This window comes from Pelagerythrobacter aerophilus, from assembly GCF_003581645.1.
In the GTDB taxonomy this organism is placed as follows: domain Bacteria; phylum Pseudomonadota; class Alphaproteobacteria; order Sphingomonadales; family Sphingomonadaceae; genus Pelagerythrobacter; species Pelagerythrobacter aerophilus.
On sequence record NZ_QXFK01000011.1, the window covers coordinates 1 to 22,600 of the forward strand.

21 protein-coding genes and 1 other annotated feature are annotated in these 22,600 nt (G+C 64.2%); of the genes, 17 read left to right on the top strand and 4 right to left on the bottom strand.

What is annotated here, in order from left to right; genetic code table 11:
- Positions 1-39: 39 nt before the first annotated feature.
- Positions 40-1,268, bottom strand: a protein-coding gene (locus D2V04_RS02675) for an IS3 family transposase (protein ID WP_119511571.1) whose coding sequence is annotated in 2 segments (ribosomal slippage) — positions 40-980 and positions 980-1,268 — 1,230 coding nt in all. Because the reading frame shifts where the segments join, the coding sequence is not laid out codon by codon here.
- Positions 871-987, bottom strand: a sequence feature (AL1L pseudoknot). (Overlaps the previous gene by 117 nt.)
- A 50-nt stretch (positions 1,269-1,318) precedes the next feature.
- Entirely contained in the window at positions 1,319-1,972 is a 654-nt protein-coding gene (locus tag D2V04_RS02680) for a hypothetical protein (protein ID WP_119511815.1), read from the bottom strand.
- A gap of 300 nt (positions 1,973-2,272) precedes the next feature.
- Between D2V04_RS02680 and D2V04_RS02685 the strand changes: the two genes are divergently transcribed.
- The 17 genes from D2V04_RS02685 (at position 2,273) to D2V04_RS02765 (ending at position 18,070) form a co-directional block, all read left to right on the top strand.
- On the top strand, positions 2,273-2,881 hold the full coding sequence (locus D2V04_RS02685) for a hypothetical protein (RefSeq protein WP_119511816.1): 609 nt from the start codon (positions 2,273-2,275) through the stop codon (positions 2,879-2,881).
- Positions 2,874-3,929, top strand: coding sequence for a phosphoadenosine phosphosulfate reductase domain-containing protein (locus D2V04_RS02690; RefSeq protein WP_119511817.1), 1,056 nt, complete (start codon positions 2,874-2,876; stop codon positions 3,927-3,929). The genes D2V04_RS02685 and D2V04_RS02690 overlap by 8 nt, the downstream gene beginning before the upstream one ends.
- Positions 3,930-4,175: 246 nt before the next feature.
- Positions 4,176-5,192, top strand: coding sequence for a hypothetical protein (locus D2V04_RS02695; protein ID WP_119511818.1), 1,017 nt, complete (start codon positions 4,176-4,178; stop codon positions 5,190-5,192).
- Between the two features lie 508 nt (positions 5,193-5,700).
- Positions 5,701-6,681: a P-type conjugative transfer ATPase TrbB gene (gene trbB, locus D2V04_RS02700; protein ID WP_119511819.1), complete on the top strand. Its 981-nt coding sequence runs from the start codon at positions 5,701-5,703 to the stop codon at positions 6,679-6,681.
- Positions 6,682-6,689: 8 nt separating this feature from the next.
- Positions 6,690-7,010 (top strand): TrbC/VirB2 family protein, encoded by a 321-nt coding sequence (locus tag D2V04_RS02705; protein WP_267463443.1) that lies wholly within the window; start codon positions 6,690-6,692, stop codon positions 7,008-7,010.
- Entirely contained in the window at positions 7,010-7,285 is a 276-nt protein-coding gene (locus tag D2V04_RS02710; RefSeq protein ID WP_119511821.1) for a VirB3 family type IV secretion system protein, read from the top strand. The genes D2V04_RS02705 and D2V04_RS02710 overlap by 1 nt, the downstream gene beginning before the upstream one ends.
- 1 nt (position 7,286) lies before the next feature.
- Positions 7,287-9,767, top strand: a complete 2,481-nt coding sequence (gene trbE / locus D2V04_RS02715) for a conjugal transfer protein TrbE (RefSeq protein ID WP_119511822.1) — start codon at positions 7,287-7,289, stop codon at positions 9,765-9,767.
- On the top strand, positions 9,745-10,491 hold the full coding sequence (gene trbJ / locus D2V04_RS02720; RefSeq protein ID WP_119511823.1) for a P-type conjugative transfer protein TrbJ: 747 nt from the start codon (positions 9,745-9,747) through the stop codon (positions 10,489-10,491). Before trbE ends, trbJ begins: the two co-directional genes overlap by 23 nt.
- A gap of 6 nt (positions 10,492-10,497) precedes the next feature.
- The gene (gene trbK-alt / locus D2V04_RS02725) at positions 10,498-10,833 is read left to right on the top strand and encodes a putative entry exclusion protein TrbK-alt (RefSeq protein ID WP_119511824.1); all 336 of its coding nucleotides are present in this window, start codon (positions 10,498-10,500) and stop codon (positions 10,831-10,833) included.
- 1 nt (position 10,834) lies between these two features.
- Positions 10,835-12,157, top strand: coding sequence for a P-type conjugative transfer protein TrbL (gene trbL / locus D2V04_RS02730; protein WP_119511825.1), 1,323 nt, complete (start codon positions 10,835-10,837; stop codon positions 12,155-12,157).
- Between the two features lie 6 nt (positions 12,158-12,163).
- Positions 12,164-12,844, top strand: coding sequence for a conjugal transfer protein TrbF (gene trbF, locus D2V04_RS02735; protein WP_119511826.1), 681 nt, complete (start codon positions 12,164-12,166; stop codon positions 12,842-12,844).
- Positions 12,844-13,842 carry a P-type conjugative transfer protein TrbG gene (gene trbG / locus D2V04_RS02740; protein WP_228766218.1) on the top strand — a complete coding sequence of 333 codons (999 nt, stop codon included), beginning with the start codon at positions 12,844-12,846 and terminating at the stop codon, positions 13,840-13,842. Before trbF ends, trbG begins: the two co-directional genes overlap by 1 nt.
- Positions 13,839-15,011, top strand: a complete 1,173-nt coding sequence (locus D2V04_RS02745; RefSeq protein WP_119511828.1) for a TrbI/VirB10 family protein — start codon at positions 13,839-13,841, stop codon at positions 15,009-15,011. Before trbG ends, D2V04_RS02745 begins: the two co-directional genes overlap by 4 nt.
- Positions 15,008-15,244: a DUF2274 domain-containing protein gene (locus tag D2V04_RS02750; protein ID WP_119511829.1), complete on the top strand. Its 237-nt coding sequence runs from the start codon at positions 15,008-15,010 to the stop codon at positions 15,242-15,244. Before D2V04_RS02745 ends, D2V04_RS02750 begins: the two co-directional genes overlap by 4 nt.
- A 317-nt stretch (positions 15,245-15,561) precedes the next feature.
- Positions 15,562-15,699: a benenodin family lasso peptide gene (locus D2V04_RS02755; RefSeq protein WP_119511830.1), complete on the top strand. Its 138-nt coding sequence runs from the start codon at positions 15,562-15,564 to the stop codon at positions 15,697-15,699.
- A gap of 62 nt (positions 15,700-15,761) precedes the next feature.
- Positions 15,762-16,358, top strand: a complete 597-nt coding sequence (locus D2V04_RS02760; RefSeq protein WP_119511831.1) for a lasso peptide biosynthesis B2 protein — start codon at positions 15,762-15,764, stop codon at positions 16,356-16,358.
- Positions 16,355-18,070 carry an asparagine synthase-related protein gene (locus D2V04_RS02765; RefSeq protein ID WP_119511832.1) on the top strand — a complete coding sequence of 572 codons (1,716 nt, stop codon included), beginning with the start codon at positions 16,355-16,357 and terminating at the stop codon, positions 18,068-18,070. Before D2V04_RS02760 ends, D2V04_RS02765 begins: the two co-directional genes overlap by 4 nt.
- On the opposite strand, the gene D2V04_RS02770 is transcribed toward D2V04_RS02765, so the two are convergent.
- Together D2V04_RS02770 and D2V04_RS02775 are read right to left on the bottom strand one after the other, a co-directional pair.
- Complete coding sequence (locus D2V04_RS02770; protein ID WP_182849635.1) at positions 18,012-20,204, bottom strand: Atxe2 family lasso peptide isopeptidase; 2,193 nt, start codon at positions 20,202-20,204, stop codon at positions 18,012-18,014. The genes D2V04_RS02765 and D2V04_RS02770 overlap by 59 nt on opposite strands.
- On the bottom strand, positions 20,201-22,546 hold the full coding sequence (locus D2V04_RS02775; RefSeq protein WP_182849636.1) for a TonB-dependent receptor domain-containing protein: 2,346 nt from the start codon (positions 22,544-22,546) through the stop codon (positions 20,201-20,203). The genes D2V04_RS02770 and D2V04_RS02775 overlap by 4 nt, the downstream gene beginning before the upstream one ends.
- Positions 22,547-22,600: the final 54 nt, after the last annotated feature.

A 22,600-nucleotide genomic window follows, 5' to 3' on the forward strand; every position in this document is an offset into this window, starting at 1 on the left:
TGAACCGCCCCGGGATTGCCGGAGGCCATTCGGTTTAAATTATGCCGCCATGGGCGTGTCGTCCAGCATGGCGTAGTATCGTGCTTCAGCTTCGGCAGGCGGGATATTGCCGATGGGCGCGAGCAGGCGCCGGTTGTTGAACCAGTCGACCCATTCGAGCGTGGCGTATTCCACGGCTTCAAATGATCGCCACGGACCTCGGCGGTGGATGACCTCGGCCTTGTAAAGGCCGTTGATCGTTTCGGCCAAGGCGTTGTCGTAGCTGTCGCCAACACTGCCGACCGATGGTTCGATCCCGGCTTCGGCAAGACGCTCGGTATACTTGATCGAGACATATTGGCTGCCACGATCACTGTGGTGGATCAGGCCGCCACGGTGAACAGGCCGTCGGTCATGGATCGCCTGCTCCAGGGCATCGAGTACAAAGCTGGCATGCGCCGTTCTGCTCACCCGCCAGCCCACGATATAGCGGGCGTAAACGTCGATCACGAAGGCGACATAGACGAACCCGGACCACGTCGCGACGTAGGTGAAGTCCGAGACCCACAGCATGTTGGGTGCCGGTGCATGGAACTGGCGGTTGACCTGATCGAGCGGACATGGCGCTGCCTTGTCGCTCATCGTCGTCTTCACCGGCTTCCCCCGGATCACGCCCTGCAGGCCCAGCTCACGCATCAGCCGTTCCACCGTGCAGCGGGCAATATCGAAGCCCTCGCGCTGCATCTGCCGCCACACCTTGCGATACCCGTAGACCTTGAAGTTGGCATCGAACACGCGCTGAACCTCGGGCTTCATTGCTTCGTCGCGCTGGGCGCGTGGTGACAGGCGCGACGGATCGCGGCGCTGTGCGACACGCTCGTGGTAGGTTGATGGGGCGATCGGCAGAACCCGGCAGATCGGCTCGACCCCATACTCACCCCGATGCTCATCAATGAAGCTGGTCATCGCTTGAACGGGCGGTCGAGCTCCGCCTGGGCAAAATATGCAGAGGCCTTGCGCAGGATCTCGTTGGCCTGGCGCAGCTCGCGGTTCTCGCGTTCCAGCGCCTTCAGCTTGTCTGCAACCTCCACCGGTACGCCGGCACGCTTGCCGCTGTTCACCTCGGCTTTCTTCACCCACTCCAGCAACGTGTGCCCTGAACAGCCAATCATCGCCGCTATGGATGTGATCGCTGCCCACCGGGATGGATGCTCGCTCTCTTGGTCCAGAACCAGGCGGACTGCCCGCTCGCGAACTTCCGGTGCAAACTTGTTCGTCGTCTTGCTCATCGTAGACCCCTCCTCTCAGGAGTTAGGGCCTCCGACAATCCCGGGGCGGTTCACCCGTCTGGATGTGGCCAGTTCTTCTGAGTAGCCCATAACTGGAGCTGCTTCTGAAACAGTGCCCAGCCAGCGCGGTCTGTGTCAGATGAGATGCGCGTCCATAGGATGGCGTCGAGATCCTCAAGAACGGGCTGGGAATGAACAAAGTCAAAGTTGGAAAAGAACTTTTGAGCTGTGCCCGTCGATCCAAGCTGCGAGACGATCCGCTTGCGGATGTTCGCTGGGATTTTTGAGTAGCTGACGCGGCTACCCTTCAACGCTTTAGAAAACTCCGCATCGGGCTTCCGGTCAGTTTTTAGACTGGCACTCGCTAGCAATCCGGAATTCGCATGCGCAGTGACTGGCCCAGCCCAGTGCTGAAGGAGAGACTTACCCTTGGGCTTTTTGGCGAGAAGCCAATCCCAATCGAGGGCTGTCGTGGGGTTGTCCGGATCGACAGCAAATTTGACTTGGGTAAGTTCGAAGCGCCCGTCGGCCCGGCACGCAACCACGTCATCCACGGCACGAAAAGACGGGTCGGATGCTTCCACCTGAACCCACTGATATTTGTTCGGGTATCGATAGAATTCGAGAAGCGTCTCGGCGGCGACTAAGTCCTGATAGGCGAAGCCAACCCGTGTGATCGCTTTTGGTTTGTAGTTGTGCCTCATGCGTCGCTTACCTCCGAAGCGAGGCTTCTCTCCGACACTCGCGCAAGTTGGAACTATGGCATCGATCTTGCTCGGATTCCAAGCGATTTGGTTTTTCTATCGGCCTTAACATTGTAGAGGCTGAACACGACGGCCTCCTTGACCAGTGGCCCGTGGGCAAAAGCTTCGCCGCGACCGAAGTGGGCGATTGCCTTGTACCATCGTCATTCTGGACGAGGCCCACTTATCAAGTCGCTTCGGAAAAAACTCGAGTTCGCTTATAGATCGTCGGATGGGGAGGTCATCGTGTCGCGATCTACATTGCGCTTCATTCGCTTCTTCGCGCCCGCCGTCATTCTGGTGGTGCTCGCTTATGCGACAGCCAAGATTTTGAGGCTTACATCGGAAGACGTGCCGTTCAGCGTCAACGATCTCGGCTACAATCTCAGCTATCTCATCATCGCCGCGATCTATCAGTATCTTCCGGTCCGCGACTGGGCCTACCGACCGTTCCGCGAAGATATCGACGAACGCATTCGTACTCGGCTCGTCGCCATCTCAGGACTGCCCGACGACCTGACGAAATTTTCGTGGAAGCGGGTGGGGAACGTCTTCTACGCTTTGGTCGATAACGACAAATCGCTCGAAAAGCGCTCCGAGGACGTAATGTTCAACGGAGCGATGATGACATCGTTCGCTGACCTGACAGCCATCTCGGCGATTTTCCTCGCGGGCAACCTGATCGCTTGGATTTGCGGCGTAGGAGCCTGGCGCGCCGTGGCGATCCTTGCCAGCCTGCTTATCGTTTCGATTGGTATGCAGTGGGCCGCGAAAGTGCGGCACATCAGCCTCGGCACCTACCAACTCGACTACATCGAGCAGCAGCTCAAACAGCAGGTTGTCGACAAGATGACAGCTCTCAATGCGTGATGCGGTCCTCCACGCGATCGACATGTGCGTCAAAGCGCTCGAGCAGCGTGCCGATGCACATTGGGTCATCGCCTTTTCCGGCGGCAAGGACTCGTCTGCGGTCCTGAAGATTTTTCTATCGGCCTATCGCCGCGCCAGAGTGCGCCCGAGGGCCGCGACGCTAATCTACTGCGATACCGGCGTCGAAAATCCGATCCTCGATGCCTACGTCAAGACCCTGCTCATGCGCATGCGTGCCGAGTTCGAATCCGCCGAGCTACCAATCGGTGTCCGTATTTTGAAAGCGCCGGTCCAAGACCGCTTTTTTGTTCGGCTCATTGGTCGAGGCTATCCGCCACCGACCAACTCGTTCCGTTGGTGCACGACAGGCCTGCGCATCCGGCCCGTATCTCAATTCATCCGAGGACATCGGCCCGAGGACACCGTCCTAGCGCTCGGGCTGCGCCGGTCAGAAAGTCGCCAACGCGATCGCTCGCTGCAGCGCTCAGCCGATCTCTATTGGCAGAAGCAGCGCGAGGGCGTCGGCGAATATGATTTGTTCCTGCCGATAGTCGAAATGGACGTGCCCGAAGTTTGGGACGCCGTGTTTGGCTTGTCTGAACCGCGCTGCTTGAAGCCGCAGGCGCTCGAGGACTTGTACCGCGACGCTTCGGGCGAGTGTCCTGTCATCAAGGCGCCAGAGGCGCCGCCATGCGCCTCGGGTAGGTTCGGTTGTTGGACGTGCACGGTCGTGCGCAAGGACCGGTCAGGCGCCGAGCTTATCCGGTCAGGGCATCACGAACTGATCCCCTATTTTAAGTTTCGACAGTGGCTGACCGAGATACGCAACGATCCGTCGCGGCGCTGGCCCAGACGACGGAGCGGTCAGGAGGGCATGGGGCCACTGACGATCGAGGCGCGCCGCGAGGTACTCGAACGGATCGAGGAGCTGGAATTTGCAACTTCGAGCGAAATTCTCGACGCGGATGAGCGCGGGCTGATCGCCAGCTTGTGGCGCATCGACGACATCCCGCGCCTAAGCTTTCCGCTAAATGGGCCACGTGCCTGAATCCGAGTTGTTCCCAAAGTCAGCCGTCCAGGGCCGCGCGGCGAGCGAAATGAACGAATCGCCGCTTTGGGGGGCGGTGATCTAAGCGGTGAATGGCGGCTTTGTCGGCGAAATGCGTCGGCACTGACATCCTGGTCACTCCAGGACTGACTTAATTTACTACCTCTTGGCTCTCTCGCTGGACCGTTCCACTCAAGGCAGACCGGTGGTATATCCGCAGAACACTCGCGGTCGCTGGGGAACGTCATGCGTGACTGGCGGAAGATTTCGATTGCATCGTTGCTGGGCGCGGTCGCTTGCATCGGGTCTTCGACCCTAGCGCAGACGGCGACCCCGCGTCCGGCGCTTACGAACGAACAAGCAATCCAGCTGTTCGAGGAAGCAGGTTTCAGCGTCACATCAGGGCGGCCAGTAAACCGCTGCGGCGGCGCATCCAATCCGCGGATCGCCTTTGTCGATCTGAACGGCGATGGTCGCGCCGAGGTGCACTTGGCTGACGTCGATCCCCGATGTTACAGAAAGCCGGGCGCCTACTTCGCAATCATGGCCCAGCAGCCCGATGGAAGCTGGAAGCGGTTGATCGCTGAGGATGGTATTGTTGGCTTCGACGCCGCACGCACGTCCGGATGGAACAACCTGCTTCTGGCGGATCCCGATTCCGCCTGTCCCGGCGTACGTCGCTTCGCGGGTACGGACTATGGCCCGCCAAACCGGTGCAGCCCGTTTGCCGCGAGTGAACTGACGGCCGCATCACCGCCTTCGCCGCGCGGCATGGCCGGCACTCCCATATCGCAAACGAAACTGTTTGACTGGACGGAGGATCAAACTTCCGACGCAAGGAATCTGCCTGCCTTGAAACGTGCAGCCATATTCCAGGCGGCAGGCGTCCAGGCGGTTGGCGGAGGACGATGGACTAGCTGCACCGATGATGCATCTGGCCGTTCGGAAGCACAATTGGCGATGATCGAAGACATCAACGGCGATGGCCGCCCCGAAGCGATGATCCGCGACAGCGGCTCTTACTGCAACGGCTCCGTGGGCGTAGCTTCGAGCGTCTTGACGCAAACCTCCACGGGAGCGTGGTCCGTGATGCTCTCCACACAAGGCTTCATCAACTTCCTCGAAAGCCGGGGCGCGGACAACTATCCGGACATCGAGGTGGGTCTGCCGGGCTTCTGCTTTCCTTATCGGAGATGGGACGGCACCGAATACGCCATCGCGGCGCGTTGGGACCGTGAGGGCAAGCCCTGCCACCCGGGCTGACCGCAGCGGTTAGCTGATCCGCCTTGGCGGCTTCGATCTCGCCGATCGTTTCGTGCGAGGCCCCGTGTGGGTGCATTGTCGCCAACGGCGACTCCAAGCCCCAGGTCCAATCCGCCTAGTCGGAATAGCCGCTACTGCTTCTGCTTGGTCAGCAATTGCCGGGGCCGTTTACGGGCCCCTCCTCGCCACTGACTCATCATCATGAATGTGGGGCAGCTTTTGGCGTGTTCATTTGTGCCGGCGAGTGTCAACTATGTCGGCGGCAGCCGACCGTGTCATTGTCTTCCCGGACGTCAGCTTCTCAACTGCGCCTAGAACTCCGCACCCGGGCCCCGACCGGTTGACCACTTGTCTTGGGATCGCCACGCTCCGCCTTCTACGCCCGGCCTCCCTTTTCTGCGCCATCATTCGACGCCTGCCAGTTCCTGTTGCCGGGCTTTAAAATCATGTCTTCTTGATGTGCCTCAGAACGCGACCGGACGTCGGCCGCGGTGGTCCGAGGCAAGGCATGAGCGTGGTCCCGATCCGGTCAGAAGCATCGTCGCGCGGCGCGCGCATGCTGCGCACAGCTCTGGGGCGGGAGATCGCGTCCTGGCTTGAAGACCCGTCGGTGATCGAGGTCATGCTCAACCCGGACGGGCGCCTCTGGATCGATCGGTTGGGAGAAGGTCTTGGAGCAACCGGGCGGACAATGACTGCCGCCGATGGCGAGCGGATTATTCGGCTGGTCGCGCACCATGTAGGGGCCGAGGTGCATGGCGGAGCGCCACGCGTGTCCGCTGAGCTGCCCGAAGGCGGCGAACGCTTCGAGGGTTTGCTGCCACCGGTGGTGTCGTCGCCGAGCTTCGCCATTCGCAAGCCCGCCGTCGCCGTGTTCACGCTCGATGATTATGTGGTGGCCGGCGTCATGGCTCCCTGGCAAGCCGAGGCGCTTGCCACTGCGGTTGCCGAGCGCAAGAATATCCTTGTCGCGGGCGGCACTTCGACCGGCAAGACGACGCTCACCAACGCCCTGCTTGCCGAAGTCGCGTCGTCGGCCGACCGCGTGGTCCTGATCGAGGACACGCGCGAGTTGCAGTGCGCTGCACCCAATCTCGTGTCACTGCGGACCAAGGACGGCGTGGCTTCGCTGTCCGATCTCGTCCGTTCGGCACTCCGGCTGCGGCCCGATCGCATTCCGATCGGCGAGGTCCGCGGCGCAGAAGCGCTCGATCTGCTGAAGGCCTGGGGAACCGGACATCCGGGCGGGATCGGTACGATCCATGCCGGGACCGCGCTCGGCACACTGCGGCGGCTCGAGCAGCTGATCCAGGAGAGCGTGGTCACCGTACCGCGCGCGCTCATCGCCGAGACCATCGACGTGATCGCGGTGCTGGTCCGCGACGCAGCGGGCCGACGCCTCGCCGAACTGGTCGAGGTCCGTCCGCTCGATGCGCGAGGCGAGTACGTTCTCGTACCCCTCTGCCCAACCCAAGGAGATTCCCTGTGACCTACGCCTTGTTTCGGGCGCGTTCGCGCCTGCCTGCCTTTGTCGCGGTTGGTTGTGCCGCGCTGGCGCTCGCAGCCCCCGCTCATGCTGCCGGCTCTTCGATGCCCTGGGAAGCGCCGTTGCAGGCGATCCTTGAATCGATCCAGGGGCCGGTCGCCAAGATCGTCGCTGTGATTATCATCATCGCGACTGGCCTTGCGCTGGCCTTCGGCGACACCTCGGGCGGCTTCCGGCGGCTGATCCAGATCGTCTTCGGCCTCTCCATCGCCTTCGCCGCATCCTCCTTCTTCCTATCGTTCTTTTCCTTCGGCGGCGGAGCGCTGGTCTGATGGAAAGCAGTGCATCCGGCCTGCCGCCCGGCTTCGCCGTTCCCGTTCACCGGGCATTGACCGAGCATATCCTGCTTGGCGGCGCGCCGCGCGGGCTCGCCATCGCCAATGCGACGCTGGCAGGCGCCATCGGGCTCGGCCTGCAATTGTGGGTTACTGGTCTCGCAGTCTTCGGTGTGGGCCACTTGATCGCGGTCTGGGCGGCGCGGCGCGATCCGCAGTTCGTCGATGTCGCGCGGCGGCACCTGCGCTTTCCCGCCTGTTTCGGGGTCTGAGATGCTCTCGCTTCGCGAATACCGGAACAAGGCCGACCGGCTCAGCGATTTCCTGCCCTGGGCGGCGCTGGTTGCGCCGGGCATCGTCCTCAACAAGGACGGCAGCTTCCAGCGCACGGCACGCTTTCGGGGCCCGGACCTCGACAGCGCAACCCCGGCCGAGCTCGTTGCCACGACGGCGCGGCTCAATAGCGCGCTGCGCCGGCTGGGCTCGGGCTGGGCCATCTTCGTCGAAGCGGTGCGCCGTCCCGCGCTCGGCTATCCGGTGTGCGATTTTCCCGATGCGGCATCCGCCCTGGTCGAGCGCGAGCGGGCGGCTCAGTTCGCCGAGGAAGGCGCGCATTTCGAAAGCCGCTATTTCCTGACCTTCGTGTGGCTGCCGCCCCCCGAAGACGCGGCGCGCGCCGAAAGCTGGCTCTACGAAGGCAAGACGGAGAAGGGTATTGATCCGCGCGAACTACGCGATGGATTTGCCGATCGCACCGACCGCCTGCTCCGGCTGTTTGAGGGATTCTTCCCCGAGATCGCCTGGCTCGATGATGGCGAGACGCTGAGCTACCTGCATGGCTGTATCTCGACGCGCAGGCAGGAAGTGCGCGTCCCTGAGACCCCGATGCATCTCGACGCGCTGCTCGCCGACGAGCCGCTTGTTGGCGGTCTCGAGCCGCGCCTCGGCAGGGCGCATCTCCGCACCCTGACCGTAATCGGCTTCCCGAGCGCCACCTTTCCCGGCCTGCTGGACGAACTCAACGCGCAGGGCTTTGCCTATCGCTGGTCGACGCGCGCGATCATGCTCGACAAGACCGACGCGACCAGGTTGCTCGGCAAGATCCGCCGCCAGTGGTTCGCCAAGCGCAAGTCGGTCGCCGCCATCCTCAAGGAGGTGATGACCAACGAGGCCTCGGTGCTGGTCGACAGCGATGCGGCCAACAAGGCCGAGGATGCCGATTCGGCATTGCAGGAACTGGGCGCCGACCATGTCGGCATGGCGCTGGTCACCGCGACGGTCACGGTGTGGGACGAGGAGGCGGCACTCGCCGCGGAAAAGCTGCGCCTGGCCGAGAAGGTCATCCAGGGCCGGGACTTCACCTGCGTCACCGAGGGCATGAATGCGATCGAGGCGTGGCTCGGCTCGCTCCCGGGACATGTCTACGCGAACGTCCGGCAACCGCCGCTCTCGACGCTCAATCTGGCGCACATGATCCCGCTGTCCGCCACCTGGGCGGGGCCGGAGCGTGACGACCACTTCGATGCGCCGCCGCTGTTCTACGCCAGGACCGAGGGCACGACCCCGTTCCGCTTTGCGCTCCATGTCGGCGATGTCGGCCACAGTCTCGTCGTCGGACCGACCGGTGCGGGCAAGTCGGTGTTGCTCGCCTTCATGGCGATGCAGTTCCGCCGCTATGCCGGGGCGCAGATATTCGCGTTCGATTTCGGCGGTTCGATTCGCGCCGCTGCGCTCGCCTGCGGCGGCGACTGGCAGGATCTCGGTTCCAGCCTTTCCCAAGACAGCGACGAAGGCGTGTCGCTGCAGCCGCTGGCCCGCATCGACGAGCCCGCGGAGCTGGGCTGGGCAGCGCAGTGGCTACAGGCGATCCTTGCCTCCGAAGGTGTCCCGGTCGATCCCGCCACCAAGGAGCATCTCTGGTCGGCGCTGACCTCGCTTGGCACGGCGCCGGTGGCCGAGCGCACGCTGACCGGCCTCGCCGTCCTGCTGCAGTCGCAGCCGCTCAAGCAGGCACTCTCGCCCTATTGCATTGGTGGCCCGTTCGGGCGGCTGCTCGATGCGGAATGCGAGCGGCTCGGCGACGCGCGCTTTCAGGCCTTCGAGACCGAAGGCCTGACCGGCTCGGCCGCTGCGGCGGCAGTGCTCCCCTATCTCTTTCACCGCATCGAGGGACGGCTCGACGGTTCGCCGACGCTGATCATCATCGACGAGGGTTGGCTGGTGCTCGACAGTCCCGGCTTCGCCGGCCAGCTGCGCGAGTGGCTCAAGACCCTGCGCAAGAAGAACGCCAGCGTCGTCTTCGCCACCCAGAGCCTCGCCGATATCGAGAGCTCGGCGATCGCGCCCGCGATCATCGAGAGCTGTCCGACCCGCATCTTCCTGCCCAACGAGCGCGCGATCGAGCCGCAGATCCTGAGCATCTACCGGCGGTTCGGATTGAACGACCGCCAGATCGAGATCCTCAGCCGGGCAACGCCCAAGCGTGACTATTACTGCCAGTCCGCGAGGGGCAACCGGCTGTTCGAACTCGGCATGGGCGAGGTCGCACTCGCTTTTGCCGGAGCGTCCTCGAAGAGCGACCAGCTCGCCATCGCCCGCATCGCCCAAAGCGCTGGTCGCTCCGGCTTTGCCGCCGCCTGGCTACGGCATCGCGGCCTCGACTGGGCTGCCGAGCTGCTCGCGGGCGACGTCTCCCGAACCTTGCAACCCGGCGACCCGAAGGAGCCTTCCCATGATCGTGTCCAGGTACCTTAGAACCCTTGCCGCAAGCACGGCGCTCGCTGCCGCCGGTTGCGCAGCGGTCATATCGGCGCCGGCGCAGGCGCAGTTCGGCGGGATCGTCTACGATCCGTCCAACTACGCCCAGAACGTGCTCACCGCAGCGCGGACGCTCGAGCAGATCAACAACCAGATCCGCATGCTGCAGAACCAGGCGACGTCGCTGATCAACCAGGCAAAGAATCTTCAGCGTCTGCCGACGAGCATCCTCCAGCCATTGCAGGACCAGATCCGGCAGACGCAGCGATTGCTGAGTCAGGCCCAGCGCATCGCCTATGACGTGCGCGAGATCGAGACGGCCTTTGCATCACAATATAGGAATGTGCCGCTGAACGCTTCCCAGGAGGCGATGGTCGCAGGTGCCGAGGCGCGCTGGCAGAACAGCATTGCCGGCTTCGAGGACGCGCTGAAGGTGCAGGCGGGCGCGGTCGCCAACATCGAAGGCTCGCGCGAAGCGATCGGCCGTCTCGTCGGGGCGAGCCAATCCGCTACCGGCGCACTGCAGGCGGTCCAGGCGGGCAACCAGTTGCTCGCGCTGCAGGCACGCCAGCTTGCCGATCTGACGGCGACGCTTGCAGCCTCGAACCGCGCGCAGGCGCTCGACGCCGCCGACCGCGCGGCGGCAAAGCGCCAGGCGCGTGAGCAGCTCGGCCGTTTTCTCGCTGACCGCCCCCGCTATGTGCCCGGCGGATCGGACTGATCCGTGATGGACGGCAAGCTCCTTGCGCGGATCGGTGCTGCCGCTTTTGTCGGCATCGCGATCGCCATGACGCTCGTGCAGCTGCGCGAGGAGCCCGAGCCGCGCGTCGAGCCGGCCGCGCCCGCTCGGATTCCCGAGGGCGATTCACTGCCCGCCCGGCTCAGGGCATGTTCGCAAATGGGCGAGCTGGCGCTGTCTTCGTCCGACTGCCGGGAGGCCTGGGCCGAGAAGCGGCGACGCTTCTTCGGCGTCGAGCATTCCGATGCCTATTCGGAGCTGAACAAGGGATCGGTCTCGTCCGCTCCCGTCATTCCTTCGCCCCCCATGCGCGGGGAGCGCTGACATGGGCGGGACCGGCGTCGTCGATCGCTTCCTGGCGATATTTTCCCGCTACATCGACAGCGGCTTCGGCCTGCTTTCGGGCGAGGTTGCCTTCATCGCGACCACGCTGATCGTGATCGATGTGACGCTGGCTGCCCTGTTCTGGAGCTGGGGCGAACAGGACGACATCATCGCCCGCCTGGTCAAGAAGACGCTCTTCGTCGGGATCTTCGCCTACATCATCGGCAACTGGAGCGCGCTGGCCAACGTCGTCTTCAACAGCTTTGCCGGGCTCGGTCTCAAGGCCAGCGGCTCCGGGCTCGGCGCTGCCGACCTCCTGCAGCCGGGCCGGGTCGCGCAGGTCGGCATCGATGCCGCCTGGCCGCTGCTCGAATCCATGGAAGATCTGCTCGGCTATGTGAGCTTCTTCGAAAACTTTCTGCAGATCGTCATCCTGCTCGTCGCCTGGGCGGTGGTCATCATCGCCTTCTTCATCCTCGCAATCCAGCTCTTCGTCACCCTGATCGAGTTCAAGCTGACGACGCTTGCGGGTTTCGTGCTCATTCCTTTCGGCCTGTTCGGCAAGACAGCATTCATGGCCGAGCGCGTGCTCGGCAACGTGGTCTCCTCAGGCATCAAGGTGCTCGTCCTGGCCGTTATCATCGGCATCGGCTCGACCCTCTTTGCCGAATTTACCGGTGCCATTCCGGGCGAGCCGACGATCGAGGATGCCCTGGCCATTGTCCTTGCCAGCCTGACGCTGCTGGGACTGGGCATCTTCGGCCCCGGTATTGCCAACGGGATCGTCGCAGGCGGGCCGCAACTGGGCGCCGGCGCTGCCGCAGGCACCGCGCTTCTGGCAGGCGGGGCTGCGGTCGGCGGTGTCGCCGGCGCCAGGCTGGCGAGCGGCGCGGTCGCGAGCGCCGCGTCTTCGGTCGCTCGCGGCACGTCGCGCGCCGCCGGCGGTGCGACCATGGCCTATGCCGCGGGTTCAGCGGGCAAGAGCGGCGGTGCAGCCGTCGCAGGCGGCATGGCCGGTGTCGGCCGCGCTGCGGGAGGCGCGGCGATATCCCCGCTGCGCGCGGCAACCGACAGCGCCCGCGGCAACTTCCGCGAGGGTGCGCGCTCGGCGGTCGCTCACATGGGCGGACGTATCAAGCCGGGCCCCGGACCCTCGACCTCCGATAACGGACAGGCAGTGGCTTCTGACGGCCCGCCATCCTGGGCGAGATCCATGAAGCAGCGCCAGAGCCTCGGCCATTCGGCCTCGCTCGCCGCCCACACCGTGCGGGCCGGCGACGGACACGGCGCAGGCGCGTCGATCGACACACGAGAAAAGGACTGACGGCAAATGTTCAAGCGCCCTTCGATCCGGTACGGCAAGACGCCGCAGCCCGAGACCCCTTATCAGCGCGCGGCGCAGGCCTGGGACGAACGTATCGGCTCGGCGCGGGTCCAGGCGAAGAGTTGGCGTTACGCGTTTTTTGGAGCGCTCGGCCTTTCGGCGATCCTGACAGGCGGTCTGCTGTGGCAGAATGCGCGCGGGACGATCGTTCCCTGGGTCGTCGAGGTCGACAAGCTGGGCGAAGCGCGCAGCGTTGCTCCCGCCGATGCCGACTTTTCTCCCGGCGATACCCAGATCGCTTTCCATCTCGCGCGCTTCATCGAGCACGTCCGGTCCATTCCCGACGACGCGATCGTCGTGCGCGAGAACTGGCTGCGGGCGTACGATTTTGCGAGCGATCGCGGTGCGCTGACGCTCAATGAATATGCCCGCGCCAACGATCCGTTCGCCGTGGTCGGCCGCGAACAGGTGGCGGTCGAGGTCACCAGCGTCATCCGCGCTTCGCCGAAGAGTTTCCGCGTCGCCTGGGTCGAGCGGCGTTACCGCGATGGCGCGCTTGCCGAGACGAGCCGCTGGACCGCGATCCTCGGCATCGCCGTGCAGCCACCGCACGATCCCGATGCGCTGACCCGCAATCCGCTCGGAATTTTCGTCACCTCCATCAACTGGTCAAAGGAGCTCGGCTGATGTCGTTCTCGCAAGTCACGCCTCGTTCGTGCCTCGTCGCCCTCTGCGCGCTTGGTCTCGCCTCGCCGGTCGTCGCCACGCCCGTTCCCCAGGCACGGGCCGCATTGGCGGCGCTGAACGCCATCCTTCAAGCACCTCCTCACGTGAGCCACCATCTCCCCGGCGCACGCGTCCTTCTTTCGCGGCAGGCTTCCCCCGCTGCCGCGCGCCGCTCCCCTGCCTCTGAGCCTGCCCCTGATCCCCAGCGGCAAGTGGGAGCGGCGAACGATGCTGCCCGGGTCCAGCCCCGTGATGCCGCGTTCCAGAACGCCATCCAGCGCTATGCCTATAGCGAAGGCGCCCTGTTCCAGGTCTACACCAAGCCCGGGCAGGTGACCGACATCGCATTGCAGGAGGGCGAGACTCTGGTCGGGCCAGGGCCGGTTGCGGCGGGCGATACGGTGCGCTGGATGATCGGCGATACGATCAGCGGCAGCGGTGCAAATGCGCGCGTGCACATTCTCGTCAAACCGACCCGTCCCGATATTACGACCAATCTCGTGATCAATACCGACCGGCGCACCTACCACCTCGAGTTGCGCGCCAATCCGCGGATCTACATGGCCTCGGTGAGCTGGATCTATCCGCAGGACGAGCTGATCGCGTTGCGCAAGGCCGAGGCTGAAGCTGCACGGGTCGCGCCGGTCGCCGATGGATTTGCGCTCGAAGACCTGAACTTCGCCTATCGCTTGTCCGGCGATCATCCAGACTGGCGACCGGTGCGCGTCTTCGACGACGGACGGCGCACGCTGATCGAGTTTCCGCCCGACATCGCGCAGGGGGAAATGCCGCCCTTCTTCATTGTCGGCGAAGACGACGAGGCCGAGCTCGCCAACTACCGGGTCTCGGGCCGATACATCATCGTCGATCGCCTGTTCGACAAGGCCGAATTGCGTCTGGGCGCCGGTCGCAAACAGGTGCGGGTCAAGATCACCAACCGTGCGCGGAAGCCGTCATGAGCGAGGATGCTCCCGACCGGAAGCCGCAAGATGCGGAGTCGATCGTGAGGCTTCGCGGGGAAGGGCCGCGTGTAGTGCGGCTGTCACGCAAGGCGATCGGCATCGCCAGCGCCGCCGGTCTGGCCCTCGTGGGCGGCGCCTTCCTCTTTGCGCTCCGGCCGGCGTCGCACGAACAAGACGAGGAATTGGTGAATACTGAAAGCACGGCTGTCGCAGACGGCCTCGCGTCGGCGCCCCGGGACTACACGCAGGTGCCCAGGCTCGGGCGGCCGTTGCCCGGCGATCTCGGCAAGCCAATCCTCGATGCGCAGGACCGCGGCGCTGTCGCCGCGCTTCCGCCGGTAGGCGTTCAGCCCGCTTCCCGATCGCAAGCGATCAGCGCACGGGAGGCAGCGCGTCAGCGCATCGCGCAGGAGCGCGAAGCGGCACGAGGCAGCCGCCTGTTCTTCGGCGGCGGGGCGCAGCCCGCCAGCGTGACGGAACCGGGAGCCGCCACCGGGTTGGGAGCTGTTCCGGGAACCAGTATAACCGCGCCACCGGCCCAGACCGCGTTTCTCGACCGGCCGGCCGAACGAAGGACGGCTTCCACCCAGCGGCTCGAAGAGGCACCGTCGAGCGCTGTCCTGCAGGCGGGTTCGATCATTCCCGCGGCGCTCATTACCGGCATCCGGTCCGACCAGCCCGGGCTCGTGACCGCGCAGGTGACGCAGAATGTCTATGACAGCGTCACGGGGCGGCGCTTGCTCATTGAGCAGGGCGCGCGGTTGATCGGAGATTACCAATCCGAGGTCGGCTTTGGCCAGCGCCGGGTGCTGCTGGCCTGGAACCGCCTGATCCTCTCCGATGGCCGCTCGATCGTGCTCGAACGCCAGCCTGCCGCCGATCCCGCCGGCTACGCCGGGCTCGAAGACGAGGTGGATTACCACTGGGGCGGAGTGGTGAAAGCCGCATTGGTCTCGACCCTGCTCGGTATTGGCAGCGAACTGGGCGGCGGCGGGGACAGTAGGCTGGTTCGCGCGCTGCGCCGCGGAAGCCAGGACAGCATAGACCGGGCTGGCGAACAGGTCGTATCTCGCGAACTCAACGTTCGCCCGACACTCACCATCCGGCCTGGCTACCCGGTGAGTGTGCTGGTGACGCGCGACATCGTTCTGGAGAGCGGATCGTGACCCGTCTGAAGCTGTCCGACATCACCGACGAGAAGCCTGTCCGCTTGTCGATCGAGATCCCTGCCCGCCTCCATCGCCGGCTGGTCGATTACGCCATCGTGCTCAACGGCGGAGTCTCCAAGGACGCGCCGAAGCCAGGTGAACTCGTTGCCCCCATGCTCGAGCGCTTCATCGCCAGCGACCGCGATTTTTCCAGAGCCCGGCGACGCGTCGCCGACCGCGAGGGAGAATAGAAGGCTCACCAGCATTCACCTGCGGTTTCTCGATACTGCACATACACCTCTTGTGAACAAGTTCGTTGCTTTGGCGGTTGTTTCGCTCATATATCTCTACCGGGAATCGAAATTCCCTGCGACCGGGCGTCGATACGTATGTCCAGGCATCACGCTAAAGGTATCGCGGCATTCGCCAACGAGTGTTTCCATCGCCCGGTCGCGCTTCTGGATCGGGCATAGATTATAATTACATTATAAGTTGGCGTGATTGTCTTCGCCATTCCAGTCTTGGTCTGCGGCAAGTGGAGTCGCGAACCAACTGACAGGAGAGCGTGATGAAGGACTTCGAAACCATCGACAGCGAGGTCATCGACCTCGGACAGGCTTCCGTCGAGACGAAGGGTGACGCGATTTTCGAGATCGACGTCGATGCCGGGCAGCTCCGGTACGTCCCCGGCCTCATCGAAGAGTGAGACCATCGGGGGCGCGGAGCTTCTGGCTCCGCGCCCTCGTGTCGTCTGAGGTTAAAATCCGCATGGAAGACAGCCTCGCCTGGTGCGAATGCGATGGCCGCCTGGTATTTCTCGACGTGAGAGCCGATCGATATTTGCAGCTTTCGTCCGACAGAGAAATGGCATTTCGCCAAGCTCTCGATAGCCCCGAAGAGCAGCGTCGCCACCAGCCGTCGATGTTTCCCCTCAGGGCCGCCTGGCGTACGCCAAGGCACGCTTCCCGGGCTATCGGCGCTTTCAATCTGGCGGACATCGCGGCGGCGATCTGGTGGCAAAGGAGGGTCGAGCGCCGTCTGATCAGCGGATCCCTTTATCAAACGCTGCTGGCGCTACGGGATGCGCAGCGCAGAGTCGCAACCGGGGTGCAAAGCTCTGAAAAACGCGATCGCACCCTGAGAGCATTCCAGCACGCCCGCGTGCTGCGCACCGCCGCGGACCGCTGCCTGCCCCGATCCATCGCATTGGCACTGCGACTTGCCCGAGACGGCCTGGCAGCGCAGCTCGTCATAGGGGTGAGGACCAATCCGTTCGGCGCGCACAGTTGGGCCCAACACGAGGACGAAGTCCTCAACGACAGTGTGGAGGAAGTTCTGCGCTTCACGCCGATCCTGATCGTATGACGGGAGCTCAATTCATTCTGGCGCTGCCGTGCGGAAGCTTGGCGGTACCTGGCCGCGCGCTACGGATTGAACCCGAACCGTGCCGGCTTCTGGCCGACGGTCCGCGGCTCTGGATCGGCGAGGACACGCCCACGGTGGACCTGGGCGAAGCCGGTCACGCTATCGGCATTCTCTTTCGGCGGGATGGCGCCCAGCAGGTGAGGGATGGGCTTGAAACCGTGGCCTGCTCGGGACTCGAGGCCGCCTCTCAGCTCGTTGGGGAGTTCTGGGGCGCCTATGTCGCCATCCTTCGAATGCCCGGCGATGAACTTGCCCTTCTGAGCGATCCGAGCGGACTTTTCCCCGTCTATTACAGCCGATCCCCGACTCACTTTGTTGCGACCTCCGACCCGCGCCTCTTCGAGCGTGTAACGGGCAAATCGAGCTCCATAGCGTGGAGCGCGCTCCGGCGCTTCCTTGCCCATCCGGAGCTGCGAACGCAGGAAACCTGTCTTTCCGGCGTCGAGGAACTCGTCCCCGGAACATTGCACTTCCCGCATGAGAATCGAACTCAGCAGATCTGGCGTCCATCCACATTTATTTCGCGCGCACCATACCCCCGCCTTGAAGATGCTGCTCATGAATTGCGCGAAATCGCGATCGAAGTAACGGGTGCCTGGGCGGATGCGCTTGGTTCCGTTGCCGTGGCCGCGTCGGGAGGCGTCGATTCCTCTCTCATCTGCGCAGCGCTGTCCGAGGGCGCGAAGGACTTCAGCTGCGCAACGCTCTCGACTGCCGACCGCAGCGGGGACGAGCGCGCCTATGTCGCGCTGCTAGCAAACAGCTTGGGTGTGAACTGGACCGAACGTATTTACGATCCGACCGGCTTCGATCCGATATCGCCTGCATCGCAAGGCTTGCCACGCCCCAGCCGCAGATCGTTCGTCCGCAGCATCGATGCCTTGCTTGCCGACTGCGCGCATGAGCTGGGAGCCGATTTCGTCTTCGATGGAAACGGGGGCGACAACATGTTCTGCTTCCTGCACTCGGCCGCCCCGGTTGTCGATCGGCTGTACGCCGAGGGGCCCGGGCGGGGCGTTCTCGAGACGCTCGTCGCCATGTGCCGGGCTACCGAGGCCGATCTCTCGACTATGGTGCGCGCAAGCATACGGCGCCTGCGCCGCGGTGTGGGGGGCGAGCGTCCGGCTGACACCCGCCTCCTCCTCGCGGACGGATCCGCGCATGCCGGTTCAGATCTCATGCTTTCCTGGCGCGAGCTCGATTTCGGCCGGCAGTCCGGTAAGCGTGATCACTTCGAGCTGATCATGCGCACCCGGAATCGCATCCATGGGTTGGGAATGGGACCGCGTCGCTTTTCGCCGCTCATGAGTCAGCCGATCCTCGAATTCTGTCTCGGCATGCCGACCTGGCTGTGGTTCGAAGGGGGAATCAACCGCGCGATCGTCCGGACCGCACTCTCAGGCGTCCTGCCGCCGGAACTGCTTGCCCGCACGTCCAAAGCCGGACCGGACAGCTTCATCCGGCGCGCGTTCGATTACCATCGAACCATACTTCGCGAACGCCTCCTGGACGGCCTTCTCGAGCGCCACGGCATCATCGACAGGAAGGAGGTGGAGCAGGCTCTCGCAACCGATATCGCCTCCAGAGATTCGATCATCTACCGCCTGCTCGATCTCGCCGAGGCCGAGAACTGGGCGCGATCGTGGACCTGAGCGGGCGTCGACATACAAGGTTCTCGGGCGCCGGTGCGCCCGCCATGGCCTTCCAGCGCCGGTACTGCTCTTCCTTCCCGGGGTCGCAGTCCATTCTGTGCATCAGCCAGAATTCGAACCAGTCCACCGAGCGCAGGTAGATGGCCTGCCTGTGGGCGGGCTGCCACTTGACGTGAGTTTCGTCGTTCAGCACGAAGAGCTCCATCGGGCGCCCCCGCAGCGCGTATGTCGTTACTACGTCGAGACCGCTCTGGTATTCACTGTCGGCAGCCTGGATCAGGATCGGCGTATGGATCTTGTCGACGTTCAGGATGAGCGACATCGGTTTCCAATCCTTTTTCGAGCCGGTCTCGAAGAACCGGTAGCCGGGAGTACGGATCAGCTGTCCGAAGCGCGGGCCGGCGGCATAGGCGAAAGAGAACAGGTCTTCACAGCACGATCCCATGGTGGCGGCCTTGAACAGCGATGAATTGATCAGTGCCCACTGGACTGTCGACGAGCCATCGCTGAAGCCACTGATGCCCATCCTTTCGGGATCGACCGCACCGGATCGGACCGCAAGGTCGACTGCCGCCTCCAGGGATGCCTGCACCACCCGTCGCGATAGCCAGTCCACGCGACTGGTCCTGACGAGTTCCTCGTTGGTCTTGGCCGTTGCCGCGGGCTGCCGAGGATAGGGTCTGGCGAAACTCAGGACCGCGAATCCGCGGTTCGCCAATACGTGGATCGGGACTTCATCCCCGGTGCCGCCACGCAGGAACCCGTCGGACCGGTACTGGACCACGACCAGCGGGTGCTTTTCGCCAGGCCGGTGATCGGGCGGAAGCACGAGGTCGGCCAGGCCTTCGAGGCCATTAGGGTCGGTGAAGCGCAGCCGCTGCACCTGCCCGAAGGTCTTTCCAAGCAGCTGCGGGTTGGGATCGAAGACCACGCGATCGGCTCCCGAGCCGGCATCGATCGCGACGAGGCGTCTCGGCCGGTCGGCACCTTCGCGCGCGCAGAGGATTTCAACGCCCGCAGGCATGCACCCGATGAGCATGTCGTCGGTCAGGAGAATTCGGTGGGGCCGGGGCTCGGTAACATCCCACCGCAGGAGCGCGGTCTGGCTCGTCGCCCATCCGGTCCATTGCATGCCGAGCAGGGATTGGCCGTCTGCCGACCACCACAGACTCCGTATTCCTTCGCAGTCTTTGGCATCGCACGCCATGCGACCGCCGTCTGGCTTGGCAATCACCAGCCGCGTCGTGCTCAGCAGTTGCTCGGAATTTTTCGGTTCGATCCACGCACCGTAGCCGTCCTGGCTCTCGGCATAGACACGGGCGTCGCGGGGTGCGCTGGCCGGTAGTTCCGGATGGAGACGAGCAGCCTCTTCAGGTGTCGCCGACCGCGGGCGCCCGTCTGCAAGCGAAACCACCTGGTACTCGGTCGCGATGTCGCCGGTCGGGATCGGTCGGCGGGCCAGATTCGGCGAGAAACGCTCGTCGAAGAGGAACCCGTCCGGCGCCTCTCTTGCAATCGCTTCCGCCTTGAGCCGGATGCCCGGGCGCGTTCCGACCACCAGCCCGTTGCCGTCCGATGTCCAGGCGACACTGTCGACGTCGTCGGGAAGGAAGGACACTTGGCGCGCGGGTGTCTTGCCATCTGCCGCCACCATCCAGGCCTGCGTGGAACCGTCTATCCGCTTGAGGAAGGCGATACGCGTTCCATCGGGAGACCAGCGTGGAGGATTGGACCGGTCGTAGCCCGCCTTGACGTAGGAGAAGTCGCGCAGCTTGAAATCGCCGCGGATGAATTCTCCGCCGCGATCGAGCTCGCGCAAAATTCCGCTGCCATCCATCCCTACGACGACCAGCCTGAGACAATAGCGGTTGGTCTCCGGATCGGCGCTCTTCAGATTCACCGCTACGCTTGTCCCGTCCGGAGAGAGAGTGAAATGCGCACGGGCCCCGCGCGGATCCTGCCGGCCGATGTCGACTAGCCGGACCTGGTCATCGAGCGTGAATCGCGCGTCTTCTGTCTCACCTCTGTCTTGGGCCGCATCGACGAAGGCACACGGATCGCCCGCCACCGGCGGCAGGTCTACCACCGGGACGATGCCGCTGGCGAGCGCGGCCGCCGCGAACAGCGCGCTCACCATTGCCTCCGGATGCCGAAGGACACGAACCGCCCGATTGGCGAATAATTGGTGGAGTCGTAGGGCGTATCGGTGGGACCGGTCTGCCCGATGAGCGGCGGTTCGTCGTTGAACAGGTTCTGGATGTTGACCGCGATACTCAAGCGCGGATCCCTGCCGTCGCCCCTGATGATGTCGTAGCTGAGACCCAAGTCGAAGGTGGCGCCCGGCTCGACACGCTGCTCGGCAGCAAAGCGGCGATCGACCAAGGCTCCGGAGTAGTTCGCGGCCAGGGTGGCGGTGAAGCCGCCCGCAACGATCCGACCCGATGCCCGGGCACGAAATTCGGGCGGATTGAAGACCACTCCTGCGAGCTGGACGTCGGGCAGGTCCGCGGTCAGCTGCTGCTTGCTGTCGAGCCAGCTAGCCGAAACCTCGACACCCCATGATCGGTCTTTGTCCAGCGGCTGGTTCCATGAGAGACGCGCGTCGATCCCCTCGACCGCCCAGACGGCCACGTTGATGTTCCGGTTGTCGATGAACGCGATCACGCTTGCAGGATTGTATGGGCCACCCGAGAAGTTCTCGAGCCCGAATAACGATCCCGCGATCAGCCCCTCGAGGTGTGCCGGGTCGGGCGAGAAGTCGATGAGATCCGCGAACCCGGGGTCTTGGAATGCGGCGGCAATCGATCCGGCGATCGGAGAAACCACCCGATCCTTGTAGCGGATATCGTACCACGTCGCCGACATCGTCAGTTCGGGAAGCGCCGGTGGCCCGATGTCGAGTCCCGCCGTCCAGCTGCGCGCGCGTTCGGACGTCACGTCAGGATTGCCGCCGCTGGTGAAGAGAACGGTTCCAGGGCCGGCGCCGAACGCGGCGGCCGGAAGCAGGATCGTCTGGTAGGGAATGAACCGCTGGTAAAGCGTCGGGGTCTTGAAAGACCGCGCCCAGGTGGCACGCAATTTGAAACCGTCCAAGGGCGCGTAGACCAACCCCAGCCGCGGGGTTGTGAGCCGGTCGAGCCCTGGGTAGTCCTCGTAGCGCGCGGCCGCGGACAGGCTCAGCTCTTCGACGCCTGCCATGGCATTGGTCGGCGACACGACGGGCACGAATAGCTCGCCATAGGCGAATCTGGCGCGCTGCACTTCGTCGAAGGCGAGGATCACATCGCCCCCCGAGACGCGGGTGAAATCGAGCCTGTTGCTTCGCAGCCCCACGCCTACCGCAAGTCGGACCTGGCCGCCCGGTAGGTCGAGGAGCGGGCCTTCGGCGCCGGCCTCGAGCGAATACATTTCGTTGCAGAAACAGCCTTCGGTGACGCTGACTGGCACGCCCGGTCGAGTAAAGGCAGTGCGGTAATTCGTGCGATCACGCCCGAACACGCCGACCACCGACGCACGCCAACCCGACCACAGATCGAACTTGACCGAGGGCGCGAGCGTGTAGGACTCGACCTTCGGCTCGCCGACCGACCGCAATGTAGGGCTCGCGGCAACCTGGGTCGAGCGCCGGTTGGAATAAAGCGCGTCGAGCGCGATCTCGACCCCGTTGGCGAATACGTGATGACCCGAGATCGTGACTGCGTGTCGGCGCTGGGCCGGGTAGAGCGTCGTATCGGGATCCAGCGAAGCGGCATATGACCGGTCGGCGGCCTCAATCCCGGAGTTGCTGGCGAAATCGTACGCGATGAAAGCGCCGCCACTCGACCACCGCGTTCCACCGATGATGTCGGCCTGCTGGCGAAAATTGCCGCCAGAGGTGCTTGCGCCAAGTTGCCCCGACGTCACTATGCCTTCGAAGTCACGGCGCAGGACGACGTTGACCACGCCGGCGACAGCGTCAGAACCGTAAAGCGCCGAGGCGCCGTCGGGCACGACTTCGATCCGGTCGACCGCGGCAAGCGGAATGGCCGAGATATCGACGCCCGCAAAAGCGGAATCGTAGGGCAGGCGGTGACCATTAAGCAGAGTCAGAGTCGCATCGGCCCCGAGACCGCGCAGATTTGCGCTGGATGCGGAATTGACGTTGCTGTTGGCGAGGCCGGCGCCCGAGCCTACCCCGGGATTCTGACCGCCCGAGAAATTCTGCGGCAGCGAGCGGATCGCTTCGCCTAGATCGATCTGGCCGGCTTCCACTATCGCCTCCCGATCAACGGACACGGCCTCGCCGACCACCCGCGCACCGCGAATGCGGGTACCCGTGACGACTATGGTGTTTCCTTCATTCTCGCCTTGCGAGGCTTCCGCGTCGTCGGGCGCGGGGCCGGGCTGTTCGCCCGCCTGTGCACGAAGCGGTGTGGCAAATACGACGAGAGCCGTCCCCGCGAGGAGGGCTGGCAGCCCTCTTGATTTCAGCATCATCCTGATCTCCCTGTTCAATCGCGACATGCCGTTCTGGCTTCGCCGTTGCAGGGG

Bases quoted from the DNA above. Each gene is read 5' to 3' on its own strand.
- D2V04_RS02680 (WP_119511815.1), bottom strand. From the start codon at position 1,972: ATGAGGCACAACTACAAACCAAAAGCGATCACACGGGTTGGCTTCGCC.
- D2V04_RS02690 (WP_119511817.1), top strand. From the start codon at position 2,874: ATGCGTGATGCGGTCCTCCACGCGATCGACATGTGCGTCAAAGCGCTC.
- D2V04_RS02695 (WP_119511818.1), top strand. From the start codon at position 4,176: ATGCGTGACTGGCGGAAGATTTCGATTGCATCGTTGCTGGGCGCGGTC.
- trbB (WP_119511819.1), top strand. From the start codon at position 5,701: ATGAGCGTGGTCCCGATCCGGTCAGAAGCATCGTCGCGCGGCGCGCGC.
- D2V04_RS02710 (WP_119511821.1), top strand. From the start codon at position 7,010: ATGGAAAGCAGTGCATCCGGCCTGCCGCCCGGCTTCGCCGTTCCCGTT.
- trbE (WP_119511822.1), top strand. From the start codon at position 7,287: ATGCTCTCGCTTCGCGAATACCGGAACAAGGCCGACCGGCTCAGCGAT.
- trbJ (WP_119511823.1), top strand. From the start codon at position 9,745: ATGATCGTGTCCAGGTACCTTAGAACCCTTGCCGCAAGCACGGCGCTC.
- trbK-alt (WP_119511824.1), top strand. From the start codon at position 10,498: ATGGACGGCAAGCTCCTTGCGCGGATCGGTGCTGCCGCTTTTGTCGGC.
- trbL (WP_119511825.1), top strand. From the start codon at position 10,835: ATGGGCGGGACCGGCGTCGTCGATCGCTTCCTGGCGATATTTTCCCGC.
- trbF (WP_119511826.1), top strand. From the start codon at position 12,164: ATGTTCAAGCGCCCTTCGATCCGGTACGGCAAGACGCCGCAGCCCGAG.
- trbG (WP_228766218.1), top strand. From the start codon at position 12,844: ATGTCGTTCTCGCAAGTCACGCCTCGTTCGTGCCTCGTCGCCCTCTGC.
- D2V04_RS02745 (WP_119511828.1), top strand. From the start codon at position 13,839: ATGAGCGAGGATGCTCCCGACCGGAAGCCGCAAGATGCGGAGTCGATC.
- D2V04_RS02755 (WP_119511830.1), top strand. From the start codon at position 15,562: ATGAAGGACTTCGAAACCATCGACAGCGAGGTCATCGACCTCGGACAG.
- D2V04_RS02760 (WP_119511831.1), top strand. From the start codon at position 15,762: ATGGAAGACAGCCTCGCCTGGTGCGAATGCGATGGCCGCCTGGTATTT.
- D2V04_RS02765 (WP_119511832.1), top strand. From the start codon at position 16,355: ATGACGGGAGCTCAATTCATTCTGGCGCTGCCGTGCGGAAGCTTGGCG.
- D2V04_RS02775 (WP_182849636.1), bottom strand. From the start codon at position 22,546: ATGATGCTGAAATCAAGAGGGCTGCCAGCCCTCCTCGCGGGGACGGCT.